This is a genomic window from Streptomyces sp. NPDC040405, assembly GCF_055595765.1.
Window position 1 is genome coordinate 71,951 of the sequence record NZ_JBVIVI010000019.1, and the last position, 22,852, is coordinate 94,802.

Annotated in this window: 15 protein-coding genes; 8 read left to right on the plus strand and 7 right to left on the minus strand. The window is 68.6% G+C overall.

Going from position 1 to position 22,852, the window contains the following annotated elements; translation table 11 throughout:
- Window positions 1-14: 14 nt before the first annotated feature.
- Window positions 15-410, minus strand: coding sequence for a hypothetical protein (locus ACZ59A_RS41685; protein WP_470970251.1), 396 nt, complete (start codon window positions 408-410; stop codon window positions 15-17).
- 244 nt (window positions 411-654) lie between these two features.
- Complete coding sequence (locus tag ACZ59A_RS41690) at window positions 655-1,704, minus strand: peptidoglycan DD-metalloendopeptidase family protein (RefSeq protein ID WP_470970253.1); 1,050 nt, start codon at window positions 1,702-1,704, stop codon at window positions 655-657.
- Between the two features lie 1,311 nt (window positions 1,705-3,015).
- On the opposite strand from ACZ59A_RS41690, the gene ACZ59A_RS41695 reads away from it, so the two are divergent.
- Genes ACZ59A_RS41695 through ACZ59A_RS41725 form a run of 7 tightly spaced genes read left to right on the plus strand, consistent with a single transcriptional unit; the run spans window position 3,016 to window position 11,215 of the window.
- Window positions 3,016-3,351: a hypothetical protein gene (locus ACZ59A_RS41695; RefSeq protein ID WP_470970255.1), complete on the plus strand. Its 336-nt coding sequence runs from the start codon at window positions 3,016-3,018 to the stop codon at window positions 3,349-3,351.
- A gap of 12 nt (window positions 3,352-3,363) precedes the next feature.
- Window positions 3,364-4,137 carry a hypothetical protein gene (locus tag ACZ59A_RS41700; RefSeq protein WP_470970258.1) on the plus strand — a complete coding sequence of 258 codons (774 nt, stop codon included), beginning with the start codon at window positions 3,364-3,366 and terminating at the stop codon, window positions 4,135-4,137.
- A 37-nt stretch (window positions 4,138-4,174) separates the two neighbouring features.
- A complete protein-coding gene (locus tag ACZ59A_RS41705) occupies window positions 4,175-5,902 on the plus strand; it encodes a hypothetical protein (protein WP_470970260.1) in 1,728 nt (575 codons plus the stop codon).
- Window positions 5,899-7,434, plus strand: coding sequence for an SCO6880 family protein (locus ACZ59A_RS41710; RefSeq protein ID WP_470970262.1), 1,536 nt, complete (start codon window positions 5,899-5,901; stop codon window positions 7,432-7,434). The genes ACZ59A_RS41705 and ACZ59A_RS41710 overlap by 4 nt, the downstream gene beginning before the upstream one ends.
- The gene (locus ACZ59A_RS41715; protein WP_470970265.1) at window positions 7,434-8,975 is read left to right on the plus strand and encodes a type VI secretion protein; all 1,542 of its coding nucleotides are present in this window, start codon (window positions 7,434-7,436) and stop codon (window positions 8,973-8,975) included. The genes ACZ59A_RS41710 and ACZ59A_RS41715 overlap by 1 nt, the downstream gene beginning before the upstream one ends.
- Window position 8,976: 1 nt before the next feature.
- Window positions 8,977-10,683 carry a type IV secretory system conjugative DNA transfer family protein gene (locus ACZ59A_RS41720; RefSeq protein ID WP_470970267.1) on the plus strand — a complete coding sequence of 569 codons (1,707 nt, stop codon included), beginning with the start codon at window positions 8,977-8,979 and terminating at the stop codon, window positions 10,681-10,683.
- Window positions 10,676-11,215 (plus strand): hypothetical protein, encoded by a 540-nt coding sequence (locus tag ACZ59A_RS41725; RefSeq protein ID WP_470970269.1) that lies wholly within the window; start codon window positions 10,676-10,678, stop codon window positions 11,213-11,215. Before ACZ59A_RS41720 ends, ACZ59A_RS41725 begins: the two co-directional genes overlap by 8 nt.
- Window positions 11,216-11,279: 64 nt before the next feature.
- Here ACZ59A_RS41725 and mobF read toward each other — a convergent pair whose 3' ends face one another.
- Window positions 11,280-16,766, minus strand: coding sequence for a MobF family relaxase (gene mobF, locus ACZ59A_RS41730; protein ID WP_470970272.1), 5,487 nt, complete (start codon window positions 16,764-16,766; stop codon window positions 11,280-11,282).
- Between the two features lie 810 nt (window positions 16,767-17,576).
- Here mobF and ACZ59A_RS41735 point away from each other — a divergent pair.
- The gene (locus ACZ59A_RS41735) at window positions 17,577-18,158 is read left to right on the plus strand and encodes a hypothetical protein (protein WP_470970275.1); all 582 of its coding nucleotides are present in this window, start codon (window positions 17,577-17,579) and stop codon (window positions 18,156-18,158) included.
- Window positions 18,159-18,244: 86 nt separating this feature from the next.
- Here ACZ59A_RS41735 and ACZ59A_RS41740 read toward each other — a convergent pair whose 3' ends face one another.
- The 4 genes from ACZ59A_RS41740 to ACZ59A_RS41755 form a co-directional block, all read right to left on the minus strand.
- The gene (locus ACZ59A_RS41740) at window positions 18,245-18,835 is read right to left on the minus strand and encodes an HNH endonuclease (RefSeq protein WP_470970277.1); all 591 of its coding nucleotides are present in this window, start codon (window positions 18,833-18,835) and stop codon (window positions 18,245-18,247) included.
- Between the two features lie 66 nt (window positions 18,836-18,901).
- Window positions 18,902-19,858 carry a hypothetical protein gene (locus ACZ59A_RS41745; RefSeq protein ID WP_470970280.1) on the minus strand — a complete coding sequence of 319 codons (957 nt, stop codon included), beginning with the start codon at window positions 19,856-19,858 and terminating at the stop codon, window positions 18,902-18,904.
- A 165-nt stretch (window positions 19,859-20,023) separates the two neighbouring features.
- On the minus strand, window positions 20,024-21,505 hold the full coding sequence (gene dndC / locus ACZ59A_RS41750; protein WP_470970282.1) for a DNA phosphorothioation system sulfurtransferase DndC: 1,482 nt from the start codon (window positions 21,503-21,505) through the stop codon (window positions 20,024-20,026).
- A gap of 130 nt (window positions 21,506-21,635) precedes the next feature.
- Window positions 21,636-22,643, minus strand: a complete 1,008-nt coding sequence (locus ACZ59A_RS41755; protein WP_470970284.1) for a DUF6884 domain-containing protein — start codon at window positions 22,641-22,643, stop codon at window positions 21,636-21,638.
- Window positions 22,644-22,852: the final 209 nt, after the last annotated feature.

Genomic DNA, 22,852 nt, shown 5'->3' on the forward strand with positions numbered 1-22,852 from the left:
GACACCGGGGCCATTCAGGGTTGCACCTCGCGCAGGCGCGCTCGGACCTGACGCGCGACATCGCTGTCCTCGTCGACAACCGCAGCGAGCATGGCCAGGAGGCTCTCGCCGAGCGCGAGGGCGTGCCGGGCGTCCGTGATGCTCATCCAGGTGTGCACGGCCCGGCGGGCGGAGCCCTGGGTGTTCGTGTGCCGAGCCCCCCAGACCGCCGCCTGGAGGCCGGTGGTGTGGAGGTACCAGCGGGTCGCGACGGCCGACTCGCCCATCAGGTACATCACGTGTCCGCGCAGTTCCCGGATGTTGATGGTGTGCGAGTGCTCTTCACCGAATCTGGCGCTGATCTCGCGGTCGAGCAGCTCGCTTTCGGTGCTGGCCTGCGTCAGGCACTCGGCGCCCTGGGACCCGCTCAAGGAAGCGGTGATGGCCTCGACGCGTTGGCGGTACTCCGCGGGGGGAGGCGGCGGCCCATGCCCCTGAGCTTGGGGCGCGGGTGACGGGACGTGGCTCCTCCCGGACTCCCGGGTATCCGATTCGGGCGTCGTCTCGCCTCGGGTGTCCCAGAACTCTGGTGTGGCGGTCCCCCACGGTCCGTAGGTCGGGTCGTCCGGCGTCGCGGTCGCGTCTTGTTCGGTGCTGCTCACTCGTGCGGTCCGTTCAGATGTTGATGCCGTGCTTGCGTAGGTAGGGGATGGGGCTGATGTCCGAGCCGAATTCTGGCGAGGTCCGGATCTCCATGTGCAGGTGCGGCCCAGTCACGTTGCCCGTGGCGCCCGACAGCCCGATGGCCTGGCCGCCCTTCACGGCCTGACCAGCGGATACCTTCACCGAGGACATGTGGGCGTACTGGCTGAACTTTCCGTCGCTGTGCCGGATGATCACTTCGTTTCCGTAGGCGCCCCCCTCACCGGCCTTCACGACGCTTCCGGGGCCGGCGGCCTTGATGGTCGTGCCGACCGGCACGGCGAAGTCGATTCCGGTGTGGTAGCCGCTGGACCACATGGACCCGGACTGGTGGTAAGGCGTGCCCAGCGGGGCCTTCACCGGGAGTTGCCAGCCCGCCGAGGAAGAGGGCCCGGAGTCCTCAGAGCCTGAGCCAGTCAGCGAATCGATGTTAGCCATGATGATCTTGACGTAGTCGTACGTTTCCCCGTTGGCCCAGGATTTCGGCGGTACGCCGTGGAACTTGTCCACGCTTCCCCATCCGGCGTTGTACCCGGCCAGCGCCAGTTCGATGGGACTACCGTTGTACTGCGGGTGCTTCTTTGCTGTCTTCAGCAGCTCACACATCTTCTTTCCCTGGGCAGGGATGGCGTCGTTGGGATCGCGCGGGTCTTTCCTGCCGTCACGCGGCGGGCCGTCGACCCCAGCCGTCTTCCAGGTATCAGGCATGAACTGGGCTATACCGATAGCCCCGACGCCCGGGCTTTTCGCATCCGGGTTGAAGTCCGATTCTCGCTTCAGTTGCGCAGCGAGCACGGACGGCGGAAGTTTCTCCGTGCAGTTCCCGGCTGCCGTGGTGATGAGCTTTGCGTATTGGGGCGGCACGCCGTCTTTGCCGACCTTCAGCGCACTCGCGCCGAGCTGGAAGTCGCCTCCGCTGCCGTCGTCGTCGGACTGTACGACGTACATGATCAGCGCCAGCCCGACAGCCAGGGTGAACGCCGTGACGGCAGTCCCGAACTTCAGCCCCAGTTTGAAATTCACCCAGGACCCCTCAGCCTGTTATTCATTCGATACCTCATCCCCCGTCAGGCAAGGCGCGTCGCCTATACGCCAGCCTCGCCACAGCCTGCCCCCCGGTCTACGCAGGGGCCACATTGCCACATCCGCGAGCGTCGCCCCTCATGGTGAGATGCATATTGCACTCACCGGTCAAACCGGGCGATCCTGCGCAGCTGATCAACTAACCCCTGCTCCGTTGTGCTTATGCAACCTCGGGGTGTGCATCGCGCTGCACGGCAGAAAATTGGGGTGAATTGACCTCCCCTGGCATCCCCCGGCATCAGGGACACGCAGGGCCCCGAGATTAGACTCGGCGAGCAAGCGCATCGGGGGTCTGCTTGAGGTAAATGGAGTTGCATTTCGGGGGAATGGTGGCCAAGAAATCTGAACCTACGATGCTGTCCGCAGGCGCGCGCCTCACCGTTCCGGTGATGGGAAACAGCGGGGGCAACGGCCGGTCAACCATTTCCGCTCTGCTGGCGTCCGCTCTGGCCCCGGCCGGGACAACCGCCGTTCTGGACACCGTGCCTCGCCTGTTTTCTCCCTGGCCGTCCTGGACTGACACACCAGGGGCCGGGCTGGCTTCCCTTCCTCCCGATCACGTCATCACCCGCAGCCAGGTTTCCGCAGCAGCATCTGAGAGCCGGGGTTCCGCAGGACGGAGCTGGCAGCTGCTCACCGACCATCAGGACTGGAACCACCCGCCCCTGGTCCTCCCCCAGGATCCTGCGGCCTGGTACCAGCTGGCCGCCGCGGGGGGTTGGCAGGCGGTCGTGTGTGACACCTCGCACCCGGTAGCCCACGACATCGTCGCCGCGCGATGCGGGAGCCGCGCGGGCCTCACCGCGGGCTGGTGCGCTCTGCCCTTCTCCGTTCCGGTGCTCTGTGCAGCAGCCACCGGGCCAGGAATCCAAGCGCTCCAGATGGCCATGAAAGCCGCGTCAGCTGAAGGTCTGCCGTTGCAACGCATGGTCGTTGCCCTAGCGGGGACCAGCGACGGCCGACCGCCCCCGCCGGTCCGGGCCGCAGTAACGATGCTGCAAGATCGCGTTTCCGCGGTCGTGACGGTCCCGTTCGATCCGCACATCCGCATTCATGGGATGGCGGAACCGGGCCGCTTGCGGCCGCGCACTCAGGAGGCTGGCGCCGAGCTCGCCCGGGCGGTCCTGGCTTCCGTCCACACCACATGGGGCGATCCTCTGCCTGCCGCACCCGTGCCGGCCCGCCGGGACGCCGCCCCCTTTTTCACGCCCCCTGGTCAATCCGACGTGCCCCAATGAGAGGTACCCGCACATGAGTCAGCTGCTGCACGCCATGAACAGCGTGAGCGAAGTCGTCGTCGCCGCGAAGGATGACAAGGGCTCCATCGTTCCGGAGTACGACCCCTCCGTTCCCGGGCCACTGCAAACGCCGACGGGCCAGATCCTGGGCTGGACGGCCGGTATTGGCTTGACCATGGCGGTCCTGGGCGGGCTGGTGGGCTGGGCCTGCGTGGCGATCGGCCAGAACACCCAAAGGGGTGAGCTGGCGGCCCGCGGCAAGCAGGGGATCCTCTGGAGCGTCATTTCCGGCAGTGGCATCGGAGTGACCAGCGGCCTAGTGCTCGCCTTCTACAACATGACGCAGTAAGGAGCCTGCCCGATGGACTTCAATAGCAAAGCACGCACCGCTCGGTGGAGGCTGATCGGTATCGGCGTGCTGGCCGGTGCCGTGGTCGTCGGTGGCGGGGTCCTTGCCGTGAGCAGCCTGAGCGATGATCCGGGATCGAACGCGGGCCCATCCGCCGAACCGACACCGGCCAAGAGGCCCACCGGCCCCAAGCCGGGTTCTTCCGGGAGCGGTGATCAGGACACACCAGCCACCGCTCCACGTTCCCCCGTATTGAAAGCCAGCACGAACGAGCACGGCATCGGCACAGGCTTTGAGCATTCAAGTCTGGGCGCCACCTCGGCCGCCGTCACCTATATGCAGGATCTGGACATCATCGACGACCGGATCGCGCGCAAACAGCTGACCGCCATCACGTCCAGCGACTCCCCGAAGACCATCGAACGGCGCATTTCCGATATCCGCGCGACCCGCGAAGCCGTCGGCCTCCCCCCGTCAGGCGGAGCACCCTCAGACGTCACGTTCAGCACCACGGTCAAGGCATCACGAAGCAGGAGCCTGGACGAGAGCGGCGACGTCATCGAAGTGTGGATGGTCTACGACCGATACGCCACGGTCACTGACAAGGGCGGGGACGACAACCCGCTGAAGAACGAACTCGACTGCTTCATCGTCAAGTGGGACGACGGCGATTGGAAGCTGACAGACGAGCCCAAATACACCAAATTGAAGTCAGGCCCCAGTGCGTACGGCCCTAACAGCAAGTCCGCCTTCCAGGACGGATGGCGGGAGGTCGCGAGTGACTAGGGCAGGAACCCGGATCGGCACTCTCCTGGGCATCCTCATGGTGCTGCTGACCGCGATCTCGCCGACAGCTCTTGCGGCCGCCAAGCCCCCTGACCCGGTCCCGGCCTCGCTGAAGTCCAAGGACTGGGGGATCGACAAGAAGTCGGGTGCGTACTGCGACAGGACCGACCCGAACCCGACGAAGCGCAGAAACTGCCGTCCGCCAAAGGACTGCGAAATCAAAGGCCAGGTCTGCAAGGGCAAGTCGATTGACCCCGCTGCGGAACTGAAGTCCCTTGAGAAGATGCGGCTGGACCATCCTGATCTGATCACTGATGAGATCTACAAGGATGCCGAAAAGTGCGTCAAGAAGGAGAAGCGGACAGCTGCCGACTGTGCGGTAAAGGGCCGTATGGCCCACTTGAAGATCAAGCGCGTGGGTTTGATCGAATGGGCCAAGGACGAGATATCGGACGCGGCAGCCGATGCACTGGAGGAGGCGGCCGTTCAGATGGGCCGCTCGGTGGTCTGGCTCCTTCACCAGTTCGCGTACGCCTTCGATGATGTCTCGACCATCTCGCTGAACAAGACCGGCATCGGTCTGATCCTGGGGATCACGACGGCGATCTCTGCGATGGTCGCCGCCTTCCTGCTCCTGACGCAGTTCGCGAAACTGGCTGTCAGCCAGCGGGGCGGGCCTCTCGTCACGGCCATCACGGGCCTGGCGAAGTGGGGCGTGATCCTGGGTGTCTATCTCTTCGCTACGCAGGTCGCGCTGAACTGGTCCGACACCTTCAGCACCGCTTTGATCAACCAAACCTTCGCGGGCGGCGGGGACGGCGATACAGACGCCTCGAAGATCATGCAGAAGCGGCTGACCGAGATGTTCGCCGGTCTGGTCGGCGGGGCCGGGTCAACCTCACTGATCGCCGGAACCGGCATCGCTGTTGGTTCCGTCGGCTTCATCATCGTGATCAGCCTCTTGTGCATCCTGGCCGTCGGCGCCCTGTGGGTGGAGATGCTCGTCCGCCAGGCCGCCATCATGATCGTGGTAACCACCATGCCAATCGCCCTCGCGGGTCAGGTGTCTGATGCGACCAAGGAATGGTGGCCCAAAGCCCGCAACACGTTGATCACGCTGATCCTCGTGAAACCCGCGATCGTCATGGTCTTCGCCATCGGCTTCGGCGCCATGTCTGCCGGCAGTGGCGTGCGCAACGTACTCGTCGGGCTGATCATCTTCATTCTCGCCGGAACGTCCTGGCCCGCGGTGGCGCAGTTCATCACCTTCACCGGCAGCGGTGGCGGAAGCGGAGCCGGATCCGGGCTGGTCAGCTCCGTCGGTTCCAGCGTGTCGTCCATGTTCGGCGGCAACCAGGCCGCTCTGGGAGGCCCCGGCATGGCCAGGGGCGGTGCCGCTTACACCAAGGCGGCGGAAGCCGACAACGACCGCGGCGGCGGGTCCAGCCGTGGGCTGCTGTCCAAGGCGATGACCGGCACAGGCGGCGGTTCGTTCGGCTCCAAGCTCAAGTCCGGCGTGGGGATGGGCCTCCAGCTGGCCGCCGTCGGCAAGGACACCTTGGAGAGCGCGGCCGGAACCATGGGTGCGCAGGCTGGACTCGGACACGGCGCTCAGGGGGGCCGTCACGTCGTGGTTCCCAGCCCTGGCGGCGGAGAGCGCGAGAAACCACAAGCGCGGTCTTCCGGAGCGGCCTCCCCTCCCAGCCCGCCCCCGAACCAGCAGTCTGCGCCTCCGCAAAACCCCAAGGGGGGCTCTAGCCCATGACCACGTCACACGAGGTGGCGCCGACTACCTACAGCGGATGGCAGTCCGAACGGTCGGGCTTCATGGGATCGCTCAGCGGCCTGGGATTCGTCCTGGTGGCCGCCGCATCCCTGGTCGCCGTCGTCCCCATCTACATCCGGTCCTGGACGGCAGCGTTCATCTGCCTGCCGATCTCGGCCCTGCTCCTGATCCTGGCCTATGCCCGGGTGCTGGGGCTCACCGCAAGCGAATGGATCGTCCTCGCAGTAAGGCACCAAGTCTCCGTGGCCACACGCAAAAACCTCTTCGTCTCCGGCGTATTCGCCCCACGCACCCGGTCCGGGGACCAGCCGATGGACCTGCCCGGCACGCTGGCTCGTCTGCATCTCCTCGAAGCGCCTGACGGCATGGGCAACACGATCGGGGTGATGCACAACCCGATGGAAAGCACCTACACCGCCATCTGCCGCGTGACCTTCCCCGGCCTAGCCCTCGTCGACACCGACCGCCAGGACTCCCGTGTCCAGGCGTGGGAGGCGTTCCTGCGCAGCCAGTGCAAAGAGGACGGTGCGATCAGCCGCATCTCGGTGCATCAGCGTAGCCTCCCCGATGATGGAACGGCCCTGCGGGCCTGGACCGAGCGCCACACCTCGCCCGACGCTCCGGCGGCCGCGGTACAGGCTCTGGATGAGCTGATGGAGACTGCGGGCCCGGTGGCCACAACCCGCGAGACCTACCTGTCGATCACCCTGTCCTCCTCCCGCGCACGGCTGGCGGTCAAGGGAGCAGGCGGCGGGCAGGTCGGGGCAGCCGCCGTGCTGGTGCGCGAGATCCACGCGATGCAGCCTGCGATGAGCAGTGCCGGCCTCCAGGTCACCGAGTGGCTGACCCCGCGCGGCGTCGCAGAGACGATCAGAACGGCCTACGATCCCGATGCGCAGCCCGCCCTGGCCGCGCTCAAGGCCGCATCGCACGATCCGGAATGGCGCGGCACCGAGCCCGGCGTCAATCCGGAACTGGCGGGACCCGCGGCCGCGGAAACGGGCTGGGGCCTGTACCGGCACGACGGTGCGTGGACCGTCAGCTATCAGGTGCGCGGCCTGCCCAAGAGCGAGGTCTACGCCACTTTCCTGCACCCGCTGCTGCGGCCCCGGCAGAACGCCCGCCGCTCCATCAGCCTGATCAGCGAGCCGATCGGCCCGTCCAAGGCCCGTTCAGAGCTGGCTCGCGAAAAGACCAAGCGAGATGCCGCCCGGCAGCTCCGGGCCAAAACCGGCCGGGCCGAGTCGGAGGACGAGCGCCGCGAGGAGATGGTGGCCCAGGGCCAGGATGCGGCCCGTGCCGCAGGCCACGGCGTTCTGCGCACCACCGTGCTGCTCGCCGTCACCGTCACCCACCTTGACGAGCTGGAGACCGCCTGCGCCGAGATGCAGGCCGATGCCTCGCAGGCCGGACTGGAACTCCGCCGGATATGGGGAGCCCAGGACGACGCGTTCGCCACCGCGACGATGCCGCTGGGGCAGGGCCTGCCCGACCGAAGGGTGGGCATCTGATGGGGCGCAACCGCCGGTCGGGATCCGACAGCGCACTGAAGTCCACCCGGCTTTCCGAATTCATCGACCCCGTCGAACCCGAGCACGAGCCCCCACCGCTCAGCGGCCGTGACCTGCGCAGGGCGCGGCTGCTGGAAGACCCTGACGCCGCGATGCGGGTCGCTCCGCGCAAGGGATGGAATCAGCCTCTGGCCGGGCGCGCGGCGTCGCTGGCCAAGGCCGAGGTGTTCCGCGGCTCCTCCATGCAGATCAGCGGGCTCTACCCGTTTCTACACGCCGCCAGCCTGCCACCGATCGGGGTGTATATCGGATGGGACGTCATGACCATGCAGGCGTTCTCAGCCCACCCGGCCGCGTGGGTACGCGAGGGCTTGACGACCAATCCGAACGTCATGGTGACGGGGATCCCGGGCTCGGGGAAGTCCGCGCACATCAAGGCGCTGTGCTTCCGCATGATGGCGCTGGGGGCAAGGACGCTCATCGCGGGCGACGTCAAGGGCGAGTACCAGGCGCTGTGCAATCACCTCGGCGTTGAGCCGGTCCGACTGGGGCCTGGCCTTCCTGGCCGCTTGAACCCCCTGGACGCCGGGCCGCTCGGCCACGACCTGCACAAGATCACCAACGCGGCAGAACTCGCCTCCCGGCTCAAGGAGATCCACCGCCGCCGTCTCACCCTCCTCAAGGCGCTTTTGGAACTCCAGCTGCGGCGCACCCTGCAACCGCAGGAAGAGGAGTGCCTAGACATCGCCCTGCGGGAAGTCACCGGCGAGCTGTACGGCCAGAGCCACCTGCGGATTCCGACCCTGCCCCTGGTCTACGACAGGCTCAAGGACCCCACCGAGACCATGGCCCGGGAACTGCGGGTGCGCGGCGATGACGTCCAGCTGGCCCGGGAGCAGATGGCGTCGCTGCGCTCGGCGCTCGGCGGGATGATCACCGGTCACCTCGGCGGCCTGTTCGACCAGGAGACCTCGATCGGCCTGGACTGGGACGCCCCGATCCAGTCCGTCGACATCTCCGCCCTGGAACAGTACGGCGACGAAACGGTGGCCATGGTGCTCACCTGTGTCTCCTCCTGGGCGCAGAGCGCGATTGACCGGCCAGGAGAGCGGCCGTGGATCGTGGTCCGTGATGAGCTGTGGCGGCAGATGCGCTCGGGCGGGGCCGCGATGGTCCGCAAGATCGACGCCGATCTACGGCTGTCCAGGGCAACAGGAACGATCCAACTTCTGGCGACCCACCGGCTCAGCGACTTCGAGGCGGTCGGCGCCGCCGGTTCCGAAGCGGTCGCCCTGGCCAAGGACTTGATCGCCTCGTGTGAGACCCGCATCCAGCTCGCCCAGGACACCAAACCGCTCAACCTGACCCGGGAGGCCATCGGGCTGACCGACTCGGAGTGCCAGCTGATCGGCTCCTGGGGAGCGGGCGAGCGAGGGCGAGCGCTGTGGAAGGTCGGCCGGGGCGCGTCCCACGCGGTGCAGCTGATCCTCTCCCAGACCGAGAAGCGGCTGTTCGAGACGGATGAGCGGATGGTGGTCTGACATGTCCCAGCCCACTGAGAACAGGGTGGATGACCAGACCCTGCTGGCGGCGGTCGCGTTCGCCTTCGCCCTCTGCCTCAGCGGCGTGCTGCTCCTCGCGGGCCCCGTGGCCGGACTCCTGTCCGGCCACGGCTGGCTGTCCTCGCCCAGGAGCCTGCCGGAGACCGTTCTCGTCTCAGCAGTCCGGGGCCCAGCAGCGGTGTATCACCCCGCTCCGCCGACGTGGCTGTTCTGGCTCGTGGTCGCCGTCCTGCTCGGAGTGTTGATCACCGTGGCGGTCCTGCTGCTGCGGACCTTCAAGGGCACGAAGAACCTGGGCGGTGCCCAGTGGGGCGGGGTGAGGACGGAGAAGGAACTTGCCGTCGACCCTGCCCCGGAGAAGCGGCCGAACCAGATCACCGCGGGCCGTGGACAGCTCACGGGCAAGATCCTCGCCGCCGAGCCCAACATCTCCGCCACTGTCTTCGGTACCCCGGGCTCGACGAAGACCACCGGCCTCGTCCTGGGCAACGCCGCCGAATGGCAGGGCCCGCTGGTGGTGACCACGGTGAAAGCCGCAGACCTCGATGCCATCTACGAAAGCCGTCGCCACCTCGGACCGGTGTACGTCGTCGCGCCCGCAGGTCTCCCGGGCCGCAAGACGGCCCGCTGGTCCCCCATCGACTACGCCAAGGACCCGAAGTCGGCGGACCGGATGGCGGAGTGGCTGGCCAACGCGTCCACCTCCGGCTACGACAAGCGGGCCGCTCCGTGGATCGACCAGGCCCGCGGCATCCTGAAGGGCCTGCTGCTCGCCGCTCACATGACCGGCGGCGGCATCAACGCCTTCCGCGAGTGGCTCGCCTTGGGCAAGGACGCCGTCGAGCACGTCAAGGCGATCCTTGAGCCGACGTACCCCGAGGTCGCGCTGGACTACGCCCGGCCCTGGGTCACCCTGCACGAGGACGGCATCGGCTCGATCCAGTTCACCCTGAATGTGATCGCGAGTGTCTACCGGGACGAGGAGGTCCGGGCGACCGCCTCCGGCACCGACTTCACGGTGGAGAAGCTGCTCGACACCAACGCCACCGTCTGCCTGGTCGCCGCGCCGTCGGACGCCGATCGGTTCGCGCCGCTGCTGACCGCCATCATCGCGTCGATCATTCACGGTGCGGAGATGCGCTACAACCAGACCGGCAAGCCGCTCGACCCCGGCCTGGGCGTCAAGGTCGATGAGGCCGGCAACATGCTGCGCTATCCGCAACTGCCCGGCGTCCTGACTACGGGCCGCGGCATGGGCATCACCGTGCTGACCGTGTGGCACGACCTGTCTCAGCTGCGGAGCCGCTTCGGACACGACGCCGCCAACACGGTGCTCTCCGCATCAGGACTGCGCATGCTGCTCCCGGGCTGCGGCGACCCCGAGACCCTGCGGCACTTTTCCGGGATCTACGGCCGGACCTACGTGGAGCGGACCACCACCTCGACCGGCCGCGGGCAGAACTCCTCATCGACCACACCGGTCGAGGCAGACCTGGCCCCGGTGCACGAACTGATGCAGCTGGAGAAGTTCACGGCCATCGCGCAGTACAGCAACCTGCCCCCGGTGAAGGTGAACATGCGCCTGACTTGGCGCGACGAGGACCTGATCAACTGGCTGGCACGCCCCGCCCCCGGGCCGTCGTTGGCGAAGTCCGCTCCGGAAGCGCTGGAGGCTGCCGATGTCTGACCCGACCGACGTGGCGGAAGCCCCGGCGGCCCCCGACGGCCACGAGCACAAGCCCGAGCCGGTCACCCGCTGGGTGTGGCGGGCCATGGGTCTGAACGAGCGCGAGACGCGGCTGATGGAACTCACCGGCTGGGTCGACGAGTGGCTGTTCAAAGCCCACCCCAAGGTGCACGCGAAGGTCCCGCGCTGCTGGCACGAGCACGAGGACATCATCGAGCACCTCACCGCCCTGTTTCTGGGGTGGGTCCGTACGTACGCGGGCGACCCGGCCAAGCTCTCGCTCCGGGCCGAGATCGAGTGGATTACCTCCCTGCACGCGCTCACCCCGCACCTGGGCAGCCCCAGCTGTGAGGCCAGCAAGGTCCACCAGGCGCCGCCGCCGCGGCCCGCACCCGACGGCGAAACCCTGGAGGAGTGGATGGACACCGACCCCGAGTTCCTCACCGCCCCGCCACGGCATCCGGCGCAAGCCGAGCTTTCCCGGATGGCTGCCGCGCACGCCGCGGAAGCAGCGAAGCCACAGAAGGGCTGACCAGCGCTCCCCGCATAACGGCGGTGCCCCACCGAAGTTCGGTGGGGCACCGCCGTTGCATGCTCTACGCCTTCGGGCCACTGCGGTTCGGCCCCTGCTCGGGTCCCGGTGTGTGTGGGCCCTGCTGCTGTTGCTGCTGGCGCTGCTGCTCGGCCAGAGCTTGCTGCTGAGCCGCCTGGATGCGCTGGGCTTCCTCAGCGACGCGTTGTGCGTACGGCTGGGCGTCGCGTGCGGTCATCTCCTGCCGGATCTGCGCGGCGGCGCCGTCGAGCTGGCCGACCCGGTTCCGTGCCGAGCCTGCCTCGGTGAGCGCGTTCTCGGCGCGACGCTGCCGCGCGGCAGCGGTCCGCTCCAGTACCGCCTCGCGGGAGCCTCCCGCCTTCTGCCAGTCGGCCAGGGCCCGATCGTGCTCGGCTGTGTAGCCCGCTCTCCGCTGGTTCTCCTCCTGCCGACGGCGGGTGCTCTCGATCGCCGCGTTCGTCTCCTGCGCGCCAGCACGGAGGCGGGCGAGGTTCGTCTCCATCTGCTGGCGCTCGTCGCCACGCACCGTGGGCCTGCCCAGCCTGGTCTTCTCCTCCAAGCGGGTCTCCATGGCCCGGATCTGGTCCTGCTGTTGTTCCGCTCGGCGGCCAAGTTCCTCCAGATGTGCGGGGGCCTCCCGCAGCTCCTGGATGGCCTGGACGCGTTCGGCACGCTCGTTGACGCTCCGCTCCACCGATCCGCCGGGCTCGATGGCAGCCAGGAGTTCGGCCGCACGCGCCTCCTGGGAGACGGCCTGCTCCTGAGCGGCCTCCGCCGCCTCGACCGCCTGGGCCAGAGCGTCCGAGAGCGCGGCGTCGGAGAGGGCGCCGTAGGGCCGGGTCTCCCACGCGACGACCCGCTCGGTCTCCTCCTGTTCGTCTGTAGCAGCCCGTGCGGTGTCTTCAGCGCTCGCGCGGCCCTCGTCCGTACGGCGGTCCTCGGGCTCGGCCAGCTCCGGCACGGGCGGCTCGGCCACGGGCGCGGGCTCGGGCTCCGCGGTCTGCTGACCGACGGCAGGAGACTGGGTGTCCGCAGCCTGCTCGTGCCGCGCTTCTTCGACAGTCTCCTGCTCCGGCTCGGCGGCGGTCTCGGGCTGCTGCTCCTCGTAGTCGACGCGTTCGGGCTCCGGGTCCGGGGTAGGCGGCTGAACTGCTTCTTCGGACTCGGGTGCGAGGGTCAGTTCCTCCTCAGCCTCATCCGCCACGGCCATCTGCTCGGCGTTCTCCTCGGCAATGGCAACCGGGGCAGGTGCGGGAGCGGGCGCCAAGTCCCGCCGGTCGGTCGAGTTGTCCGGTGTGCTCCGGGTATCGGCGAGGTCCTTGCCCCGTCGGGCGGCGGCATCAGTGGCTCGGGACCGGCGGCCGACCTCGGCGACCTGGTCGTTGAGGATCTGCCAGGCGGCCGCGTCTCCAGCGCCGACCGGCTGGCCGCCGATCCCGTTCTCGGAGTCGCGGAGCTGGTGCCGGGTCCGCCATGCGTCCGCCAGTGCGGCGGTGCGTTCCCACAGGTCGCGCAGCTCAGTGCCGGTCGGCGGGACCGGCCCCAGGGCCTTGGCCCAGGCGGGCGGTTCGGCGGCCAGCGCCTGGCCGGTCTGCTCCAAGCGGGCCTCGATGACCTGGCGCCGGGTCTCCAGATGCTCCAGCCATGTCATGGGCGTGTACTGGCCGCGCTCGGCGTCTCGGGGAGTGAGCCATTCCGGCAGGAGACCGGTGTGGTCCGAAGTCAGCTCGGGTCCATCGGGCAGCAGTCGGCGCAGGCGCTGCTCGGCCCGGACCCGCTGGGCGATGACGTCGGCGCGGTCGAGCTTCTGCCGGGCTTCGTCCTGGGTGTAGAGGTTGGCCCGCATCTCAACGGCGACGGCTTCGCCGTCCATGCCCGCGGTGTGCGCGTTGCCAACGCCGGGCTCGCGCTGCCATTCCTCCCGGGCGCGGTCACGCCAGGTCATCGCGGCGCGTACGCGCTGCTCGTTCTTCAGGGCTCCGAGTCGCAGCGCGGCCGCGCGGGCCTCGGTCCGGTCACCCTCGCGGTTGGCAGTTCGGCCGTCTCGGCGAGCCTGGGCGATGGCCTGGGAAAGCTGGGTGCGGGTGAGGTCTCCATGCTCGCGCGCGGGCCAGGCCGGGACCGGCAGCCCGTCCACCACGACCGGCCGGGGCTGGCTGGCCACGCGGGCGTCCGCACGGCGCAGGTTCTCAAGAGCCTGGGCACGGCGCTCACCGGCCCGCTCGGCGAGGCGGTTCAGCTGCCCCTCGGTGAGCTCCTTCAGCGGACGGGTGACGCCCTGCTCCTCCAGACGGCGAAGGGTGTCCCGGGCCTCGGCCACATGGTTGTCGATACGCCAGCTCAGGACGGCCGCGTTGTCCTCGGCGCCGGTGAAGTCCCGCTCGCCGTAAGCGGCCGCCAGGATGCGCTCGGGGGCGAAGCCGGTGTGCTCGGCATCCCGGAGTGCGCGTTCAACTCCGGGCCAGGCGTCTGCGGCAATGAGCGACTCGGCGCTGAGGCCCAGGACGTTGCGGGCCATGCTTTTGTAACGCAGCGACATGGCTCGGGTATGCACGTCGTTGTACTCGGCGGCCAGCTGGCCGATCCCCCAAGCACGCTCCTGCTCGGCCCGGATCGACTCGGTGGCAGACAGGGACGCTTGGCTGTTGTGGGCGATCGTGTCGAGCACATCGTGCATGGTCATGCCCTCTTCGAGCACGACGTAGAGCCGGTTCTCCTGACGGCCTCGGGTGAGCTGCACGTAGGCCGATTCATGGGCGGTGCGGCGCGTGAGCAGGCCGCTGCCGGTGTCGACGGTGGCGCCCTGGCCGCGGTGGCCGGTGCTCGCGTAACCCAGCTCGGTGGACTTGGCGACGTAGTCGGCAGGCAGGACGGTACGCCCGCCGTGGTCGGTGTGTCGTACCTCGATGTCACCGTTGCGCTTGATGTTGGTGATCTGCCATTGATCGCCGTTCTTGACGAAGTCCTTCCCACCCCGGACCAGGTTGGTACGGGCGTTCTCCCGGGTGACGATCAGGTCGCCGCGGTGAGCTTCGACGCCTTCGCGGAGCGCAACGGTACGGCTCGTGTCGAGTCGCCCGGTACCCATGCGGTACGCCTGGGCGAGCTGGTTGAGCTCGGCGACGCTGGCGTTGTCGTCGGCCATCATCAGCGCCGTACGTCCAGCGGTGATGTCGTTCTGCCAGTCCGCGAAAATCTGGTGGACCATCTGCTCGCGGGTGCCCGCCACGACGCGCTGATTGTCCAGGTACCAGGTCCAAGCGGTGTCCGGTTCGCCGTTACGCAGGGACAGGGAGGCGGCGGCTTCGCCCGGGGCGCGGAAGCGGTGGATGCTCTCCAGTTCCACGACGTCCGTGGTGTTCGCCAGGAGGCGCAGGGCACCGCCGCTCTCGACGGCGGAGAGCTGGAAGGGGTCACCGATCAGGCGTACGACGGCGCCCGCGCGCTCGGCTTCGGCGACGACTGCGGCCAGGCGCTTGCTGCCCGCCATACCGGCCTCGTCGATGATGATGACGTCCCCGGGTCCAAGGGCGTACTCGGGTCCGATGCGCTTGCCCTCCTGGGCGCGTTCGCGTGCACCGAGCCAGTTGTGCAGCACGAAGGCGGGGGCTTCCAGGCCGTTGGAAAGCTCTGCGGCGGCGCGGGCGGAGGGGCCCAGTCCGATGACGCGGCCGCCGCTGGCGCGGACGGCGTCGGCGGCCACCTTCATCGCCGTGGTCTTGCCTGCACCGGCGGGCCCGATACCTGCTGCAACGAGTTGCTCGGACGTTGCGAAGGTTCGTGCGAGCGCACGCTGTCCGGCGTCCAGGCGCCGGTTCGGGTTGGCTTCCTGATAGGCCGCCTCGACGCGCGCGTACGTCTCGCTGGACACGGCGGGGATCACACGAGTCCGGGCCGCGGCGACGATCCGGTCCTCGGCGGCGAGGACCGCCGTGCTTGTGTAGAGCTCCGTCTCACGACGCCGGTAGATGCTGCTGCCGTCATCGCGCGTAAGAGGCGCGAACGTCGGGTTCAGGTCCGGCGGAGTGATGTTGATGCACTCGGATTCCAGGGCTCGGGCGGTGATCCGGTCGGCGAGATCGCCCCCCGGAGCGGCGGCCTTGGTCGCTTGGAGAACCCACCGCTGTGCCTCGGCCAGGACCTGTCGTCGGCCCCACACACTGTTGTGGTCGGAGACGGTCGCCAGCACTTCCCGCGCAGCCCGGTCGACGTCCAGATGCGCGACCGCTTCCGGCCCTGGGCGAACCTTCTGGGCAGCCGCCCGGGCGTCCTTAAGAAGGTTGTCCACCCGCTTGGCGCCGAACTCTGCAACAGCGGCCCGGCGCCACTCCTCACGCAATTCAGGCAGCGAACGGGCAGCCTTCTTGTCGGGGCGGGTGTCGAGCGTGGCCTGCTGAGCAAGGGCCAGCAACGTCTTGGAGCTGGGGTCGTAGCCGTGTCGCTCACGGTACTGCTCGACCAGCTCGGCGGTGCGTCCCTTGATGTCCTGAGAACGGCCGGACTGAAACTCGATGATGTCCTTGCCGATGCCCGCGATCTCCATGACCGGCCGCTTACCTGGCGTCACTTCCCGCGCCTCGGCGCGCAGCCCCAGGCGCTCACAGACGATCTCTACGCTGCGTCGGTTGTAGAGCTCGGAAGCTGGCACGTTCATCGCGTACAGCAGCTTCCCGTCCAAGGTGCGCCACTTGCCGTCCTGGCCCTGGACCTTCGTGGAAATGACGACGTGATCGTGCAGCAGAGGGTCGCCGAGGCGGCTCTCGTAGTGCCTGAATCGCGCGGCGATCAGCCCTCCGGCGACCTCCTCTTGAGCGATGCCGTTGACCCCCGTGCGGGTCATCGTGGCGTTCTGCTCGATCCAGCTAAGGGTCTCTTCGATGGCCTGCTCGTGCGCCTCAAGGACGATCTGCTTGACCCGCTCGTCCCCAAGTGCGAGCACCGCACTGAGGGAGGGCGGTGTGCTGCATGTGAGGTCGAAGGCGGCTACTGCATTGCGCTGCTTGCCGCCCTCCTGCGCCTTGATGAACCTGCCGAGTTCTTCGCGTGATGCAGGGCTGCGTCCGTGCTCCGTACGGAACTGCACCGCTCCGACGCGCCCTCGGATCTCCGCGCGTTCGTTCACGTTCGGCTCGCGCAGGTTCTGCCGCTCGAAGCGCTGCATCTCCTCGTCCAGCGCCCGCCCGAACGGGGTGTCCTTCTGCGTGAACTGCATGTAGCGGCGGCCCAGCTTGGCGGCCCGCATGGCTTGCTTCGCGGTGTCTCCGGCGTCGATGCGCTCGGCGATGATGCGCTCGGCATCCGGGTGAAGACCCTCGCCGTACAACGCCTTCATCTGGGCTTCGGTGACGGTGCCTGAGACACCCAGCAGCGCGATTCCCGATCCCATCCACACACCGGGCGGGTTGCCGCTGGCCGTGTAGTAGTCGCCCAGCTCCTGACCACGCTCGCGCTGGCTATCAGCGCTGGCAGTCTCACGGATGTAGTAGGCATAACCATCCCCAGCGCTGAGCTTGTGGATGGTCGCGGTCACGAGGGCATCCTACCTGGGACAATTCATAATGCATAAGGTGTGACAAGTTTGATCTTGAAGCGCGATGCGCGTTCGTACGAAGCGTGGAGGAGCTTGCGACGATCACGGTTCGTACGAACGGCGGCGTGCTTCAAGATCAAACTTGTCACAGACTTCGGTCTGGCGGCTTTCCACAGCCATGTCCTCCGGACATGGCTGTGGAAAGGCGTACCTGCGGCGCCACCTGTGGACGCGTCACATGGTGAGCCGCGACGACGTGGCGTCGCGGCCCGCAGCGCTTCTCCGGCCTCGCCCCGCAGCGTGCGGCGTTGAACGTGCAGCGCCCCCTGCTGCTGGTGCAGACGGCGCCGTGCACGGCCACCGCGCGCGGCACGCGCGGTGGCCGTGCACCTGCCGCCGCACCACCGCGTACCGCTCTCCCGCATCGGCCCCACGCGGTGAAACCGCGTGGGGCCGATGCGGGGGAGAACGCGGCCATGCGCACGGCAGCCTGACGTCTTCGCGCACCGGTCACGGTGCGCGAAGCCAACCGCGGGCCGGTGCAGAACTCTCCGTTTACACAACGGTCGGGCCGTGCAGCCCTCGCACGGGCCCCGGAAGACAGCACGAGCGGTGAGCTGCTGCTGTGGGCGGCGTACCTTCGTGCACCGAACTGCTGCTGTGCACCGGCGGTGCCCGGTGCACCCAACCGCCAGGACGGTCGCGCGGGGCCTTCCACGGACGCTGTCCCCGGCACCGGTGCGATCATGCCGAAACCGGGGCGGGCACAATGTGTGCCCGAGAGGCAGAGACACGGAGGTGCAGCAGAACATGTCGTCCCAGAAGCGGCGTAGCTCCAAGGCAGTGGAGGCCCGGCAGGCGGCGCGCGAGCGGGCCGCCCGATTCCGCGAGCGGGAAGACGAGCGGCTCCGCATCGCGGAGGCGGTGATCCTGCTCCAGGAGCAGATAGCCGACTACGACGCGGAGACCGAGTGGCTTGTTGCCAAGCTCCGGGAGGAGCGTGGCAATCGGCTGCTGGACAAGCGGCAGAAGTTGGAGTCTCTCGTGGTCGACATGTTGGACACTGAGATTCCCGCGCAGCAGGCTGCGGAGCGCCTGGGCTTGACGGTCGGGCAGGTTCGCGCGGCGAAGCGCAATTTCGATCAGGCGGTGGCTGCGCTCGCCGAGCAGGGCTCGGACGACGCCACCGCATCGGCGGCTGCGGAACCTCCGGCGGCCTCTGAAACTGAGCCGGAGACCTCCGGCGAAGAGAATCCCCCGGCGGCGGCTGATGAGACGTCGGCGGCTTACTCCTTCCCTGCCCCCGGGGGCTCGGCGCCGTCCGTGCCGCCTCAGGAGGGTTCGCCGGAACAGACGGCGGGTGGCACCCTTCCGCCAGGGTCAGCGAGCTGAGTGCCGCTGTTCACGTCGAAGGCCCCGGCGGTGGATGGGTGACCATCCACCGCCGGGGCCTTCGACGTGCTGCGTGAGACCGCGGATCAGAACAGCGACATCTGCCCGTCCTCGTTCTGCTCCTCTGCGGCCTCGGCGGGAAAGAGCGGCACGAGGACGGAGCTCGGATCGGATGCTCGGACGGCGGCCAGGTACGCATCGGCGTCGTATCCGGCGGCCAGGGCCGCGCGTACGAGAGGCCGCGCCTCGCCTTCCCGCATAGCGGCCGCCAGGGCATCCAGGTCGAGCCCTTCGCGGAGTGCGGCCTGGATGGCCTTAGCGCGCCCCAGGGAACCGCGGGTGTCGGCGTGGCCGAGGTGTGCGCGGCCTGCCGCCCGGCCCTGGTTCGACATCTGCATCATGTTCGTGCGCTGTGTCGCGTTCGACAGGTGATCGAGGTGCAGGCACAGGGATTCGTTGCAGCTGTGTGCCGTGATGGTCTCCGGTGGGAGCGGGCCGTGCATTTGCTCCATGAGCCATCGGTGCACCCGCACGGTGCGTTCGCGTCCGGCTTCGGTTACCACCGCCTTGGCGTAGCCGTCCGTGGTGAGACTCCGGGTCCAGAATCTGCACCCGTGCGGCACCAGGATGCTGCGTTCGGCGACGTACGCCAGTGCTCGCTCGACGCCCCTGCCCACGGTCGCGCTCCCCCGCTCGTATGCTGCCCAGCCTTCGTCATCTTGCCAGGGGTCAGCGGGCGGGGCTCATTGCTGGGCGGCTGTCTCGCGGGCGGCGTCGAGCAGCTTGCGCGCGTGGGCAGTGACGGTCAGTCCGAACATGCTCTGGACCTCCTCGACGGTCGTATTCGGCTTCTTCGTCAACAGCTTGAGGAGCTTGTCCTTGCGAGCGTCGCTCAGCAAGCTCTCCGCGCGGTTCTTGTGTACGCCCAGCTCCTGGGCGAGCTTCTTCGCGGTGAGCCCGGAGGGGTTGTCGTCAAGCAGCTGTCGGGTCTGCTCGCGCCGCGCCTTGGCCTGCTCCCTCACGGGAGGCAGGCTCTTCTTCTCCTGGCCTGCGGCCTTCAGCAGACGCTCCGCGGTCACGGTGTGGACTCCGAGGTCCTCGGCGAGCTCCGCGGCGGTGATGTCGGGATTCGCGTCGAGCAGCAGCCGGGTGCGATCCCGCCGTTCCTGCACCCGTGGTGCCACCGCGCGGGGCCGCGTGTCCTTGCTGCCGAGCTTTCGGCCGCCGGCACCGCCGCCGCGGCCGGGACGGGTGGCGTCCCAGTCCAAGATGGTCTGCCGGAACCAGAAGTCCTCGCTCTTCTTCTCTTTGCTGGTGAGGGTGAAGTCCGGGTCGGGCAGTCGGGTCTTGCCGCCGTACCTGTAGCCCTTCCAAGCGCTCATGGACACCCGCCGGTCCTCGGGAAGGGCGTACAGGGACTCCTCCAGGTCGAGGAGGTCGTGGGGGTGCTCTGCGGTCGGCACCGGCGGGAGGTCATAGTCCGGCTGCACGTTCAGGTCCTTGGCGCGCTCCTCCTCCGCGCGTGCGGCCAGCAGCTGCTCCTTGGAGAAGATGCGTCCCCGCTTGTGGCCGGCGGGGCGCAGGATGACCAGGCCGGGGATCTTCTCCCAGCGCTTGGCGGCCAGCCAGTAGCTGCGAACGAGACCGAAAATGTCGGCCGCGATCTGGTCGTCGGCGGGGGTGACTCCGTAGGGGATCATCAGTGGTACTCCATTGGTCAGGGCTTCGAGTGATGAGCCGGCCAGGTGCCACCCTAGCCAACGTCTAAAAAAATACAGCACCTGATGTGGCCCTGGGAAGCGGGGTTCCGAAGTCGGCGCCGACGCGGGGTGCCGCCGAGGAATCGGCGGCACCCCGCGGCTGGGTCAGAACAGGGCGTCCTGGCCCCGGGCCGGGTTCTCTGCTCGGCGGAAATGAGCGAAGGCCAGCGCGTCCTCCTCATCCTGGAACGAGTGCTTGGTGAGGACCTTCTCCAAGGCGTCGAACAGTCCGGCGCGGCGGGTCATGGCGTTGTGACGTCGCTCGACTTCGAGCAGGGCCCGCACGCGCAGGAACTCCTCTTCGTCGTCACCGCACACGTCACGCAGGACGTCGATCATCGCCTGGGAGGCGTTGAACTGGATCGTCTCGTCCAGGGGGCGGCCCGGGAACGGCTCCCCGGTGGTCTCCTGGTAGATCCCGGGAAGGGTGTCCTCGACCTCGTGCTTGTGGAACACCCAGATGCGGCGGATCAGGTGCAGCTCGTCGAGCGTGATGAGGGTGAGGTCCCGGACGTACTCAGGTCCGCGGGCCCGAATCCTGGTCTGCGCCGCCAGGAGACGTCGCAGCCAGTCCTCGCGTGCGGCCTGGGTGTAGGGGCCGTGGACCAGCCGGTCGCGGTGGAGCTGGACCCGGCCGTTCATGCGGCGGAAGTCGCGTAGGTGCCGGTCGTCCTCGACGTCGAGCGCGTCCCGCAGGGCCAGCAGGGGCCGCATCCACTCCAGTTCCTCGTCGTTGGTAACCATCGCGCGCAGGCTTTTGTCCGACTCGACCATCGTGCACGTCCAGCAGCCCATCCGGCTGTCGCCGCAGCTGGGGGTGGAGTTGTCCACCACCAGGGGACACTCGCTGTCCTCGGACGCGCCGCGATACATCGCCAGAAGGTCCTTGTTGGAGAAATTCCAAGGGTTCTGGTACTGCATCAATGCAATCCACACCTCGTCGGTGGTCCACGCCTCGATGGGCGAGTAGACCAGCGATCCGGGCAGGCTGCCGTGCGGGCTGAGCCGGTCGCGGACGCGGCCCTTCTCGTGCCGCTCCATCGTGCGGGCCCGGGTGGTGCTCTCGGCCTTGCGGATGCCGAGCACGAGGATCACCTGTCCGTACCGGTTGGCCACGTCCAGGATGAACTTGTTCGAGGGCTTCACCTTCAGGCGATCTGTGCACCACCGGAACTTTGGCCTCGGGGCGGCGTAGCCGCGGCCGATGAGGTTCACCCAGAAGGTGTCTTCGAGGGCTGGGGTGAGCCGGTGGGGCTCGATGGGCAGCTGCTGTTCGGCGGCTGCGGTACGCATGGCCTCCAGGGACCGTTTCGCCCAGGCGGCCACCACCGGGTTCTCCACCAGGGTGTCGGTGGAGATGACGTGTACCGGCTTGGTGCGCTGTTCGACGGGCAGGCCAGTCAAGGCCATCCACACCAGCTGGAGCGTGAGGGTGGAATCCTTCCCTCCGGAATAGCCAACGACCCAGGGAACGCCGTCGGCCAGGTAGAGCTCGCGGATCTCGGCCAGCAGCTCCTGGAGGGCCTCATCGAGGGCACGGCCGCCGAACGGCTGCGGCTTGGCGACTTCGGTGAGCGGAAGGAACACGGGGGTGGGCAGGGGGGAGACTCCTTTCGGTGGGCGGCCGGGGCCGCGGGGGCGGGGGTTTGGTGCGCGCCGGGCGGTACCGCGACGGGGCGGTCGTCGCCCGGCGGCGGGGGTGATGCTGCGTTCGCGGTCAGGGTTTGGGCCACTGCCGGTCGGCGCGGACCGCGCCGCGTTGGTGGTCGGCTGCCGCCGCGGCGGCGAAGGCCAGGGCGGTGGCCCGGGGGTCGTCGGACTCGGCGATGCGCGTCAGCCGCTGGAGCTGGGTACCGATACCGGCGCCCGCGAGGGGCCGTACCAGGTGGGGCCAGACCGCGGCGGCTACCGCGTCGGCGTAGTCCTTTCCCGCGAGTGCGATCACCTCGGGCGCGTAGAGCCACGTCCGGCCGATGGCGCCGACCTGAGCGCGAAGTTCGGCGTGGTCGACGTCGCGCGGGTTCAGCCGCTTCTCGTAACTGGCGATCGGGGTGTCCGGGGTGATCAGCCCCATCAGGCCGCTGAGGATGATCACCCTTCCGCCAGGGATGGCGCGGGCGGCGGTCAGGCACTTGGTGAAGTACGGGCCTTGGTAGAGCTCGGCGGCCGGGATCTTCTTGCCCTCGGGGACGGGGGCCTTGGTGGCGCTGCAAGGGATCACCACGATGGGGCGGCCCACGGCGGGCGGGGGTGCTGGGCTGTCTTCGCTGCCCGGCCGGGGCCGGGTGAGGTCGAAGTGGATGGCGCCTTCGTCTTCGGCGGCGGCGAGTTCCTCCTTGCTGGATCGGGGTAACAGGTGATCGATCACCCCGAAGTGGCTGGGTTGGGCGTGAATGACCGCCCACCGTGCTGTGGTGCCGAGGACCTCGGCCGGTGTGCGTCGGCGGCGCCGGGCTCGCGGCGTGGGCCGGTCCTCGGGCCGGATGGCGGCGGTGCGGTCGAACAGCGACAGCTGGTTGTCGTACGCCGCGGGGGCGGGGCCGATGGGGAGTGCGTGAGGGGCTGTCCGGGGGCGGAGGCCGCTGCCGGGGCAGTCGTCCATCGTGGTGCGGGTGGGCTTGTGGTCGATGACGACGCCGGATTCGGTGGGCTGCTGGAGTCCGCAGCAGGGACATCGGACGGTGCCGGTCTCGTGCTTGCCGGTGGGTGGTGTGCTGGTGTGCACAGTGGGGTCTCTTACTGGTGTTGGTCGGGTTTCGAGCGGGCTGGGGCGGCGGTGCCATCCGCCGCCCCAGCGGGGCCGGGGGGGGGGGGGGGGGTGGGGGGGGGGGAGGGGGGGGGGGGGGGGGGAGGGGGGGGGGGGGGGGGGGGGGGAGGGGGGGGGGGGGGGGGGGGGGGGGGGGTGGGGGGGGGGGGGGGGGGGGGGGGGGACGT

What these genes read in the sequence shown, in the direction of transcription:
- ACZ59A_RS41695 (WP_470970255.1), top strand. Translation starts at nt 3,016, where the DNA reads ATGAGTCAGCTGCTGCACGCCATGAACAGCGTGAGCGAAGTCGTCGTC.
- ACZ59A_RS41700 (WP_470970258.1), top strand. Translation starts at nt 3,364, where the DNA reads ATGGACTTCAATAGCAAAGCACGCACCGCTCGGTGGAGGCTGATCGGT.
- ACZ59A_RS41705 (WP_470970260.1), top strand. Translation starts at nt 4,175, where the DNA reads ATGGTGCTGCTGACCGCGATCTCGCCGACAGCTCTTGCGGCCGCCAAG.
- ACZ59A_RS41710 (WP_470970262.1), top strand. Translation starts at nt 5,899, where the DNA reads ATGACCACGTCACACGAGGTGGCGCCGACTACCTACAGCGGATGGCAG.
- ACZ59A_RS41715 (WP_470970265.1), top strand. Translation starts at nt 7,434, where the DNA reads ATGGGGCGCAACCGCCGGTCGGGATCCGACAGCGCACTGAAGTCCACC.
- ACZ59A_RS41720 (WP_470970267.1), top strand. Translation starts at nt 8,977, where the DNA reads ATGTCCCAGCCCACTGAGAACAGGGTGGATGACCAGACCCTGCTGGCG.
- ACZ59A_RS41725 (WP_470970269.1), top strand. Translation starts at nt 10,676, where the DNA reads ATGTCTGACCCGACCGACGTGGCGGAAGCCCCGGCGGCCCCCGACGGC.
- ACZ59A_RS41735 (WP_470970275.1), top strand. Translation starts at nt 17,577, where the DNA reads ATGTCGTCCCAGAAGCGGCGTAGCTCCAAGGCAGTGGAGGCCCGGCAG.
- ACZ59A_RS41745 (WP_470970280.1), bottom strand. Translation starts at nt 19,858, where the DNA reads ATGATCCCCTACGGAGTCACCCCCGCCGACGACCAGATCGCGGCCGAC.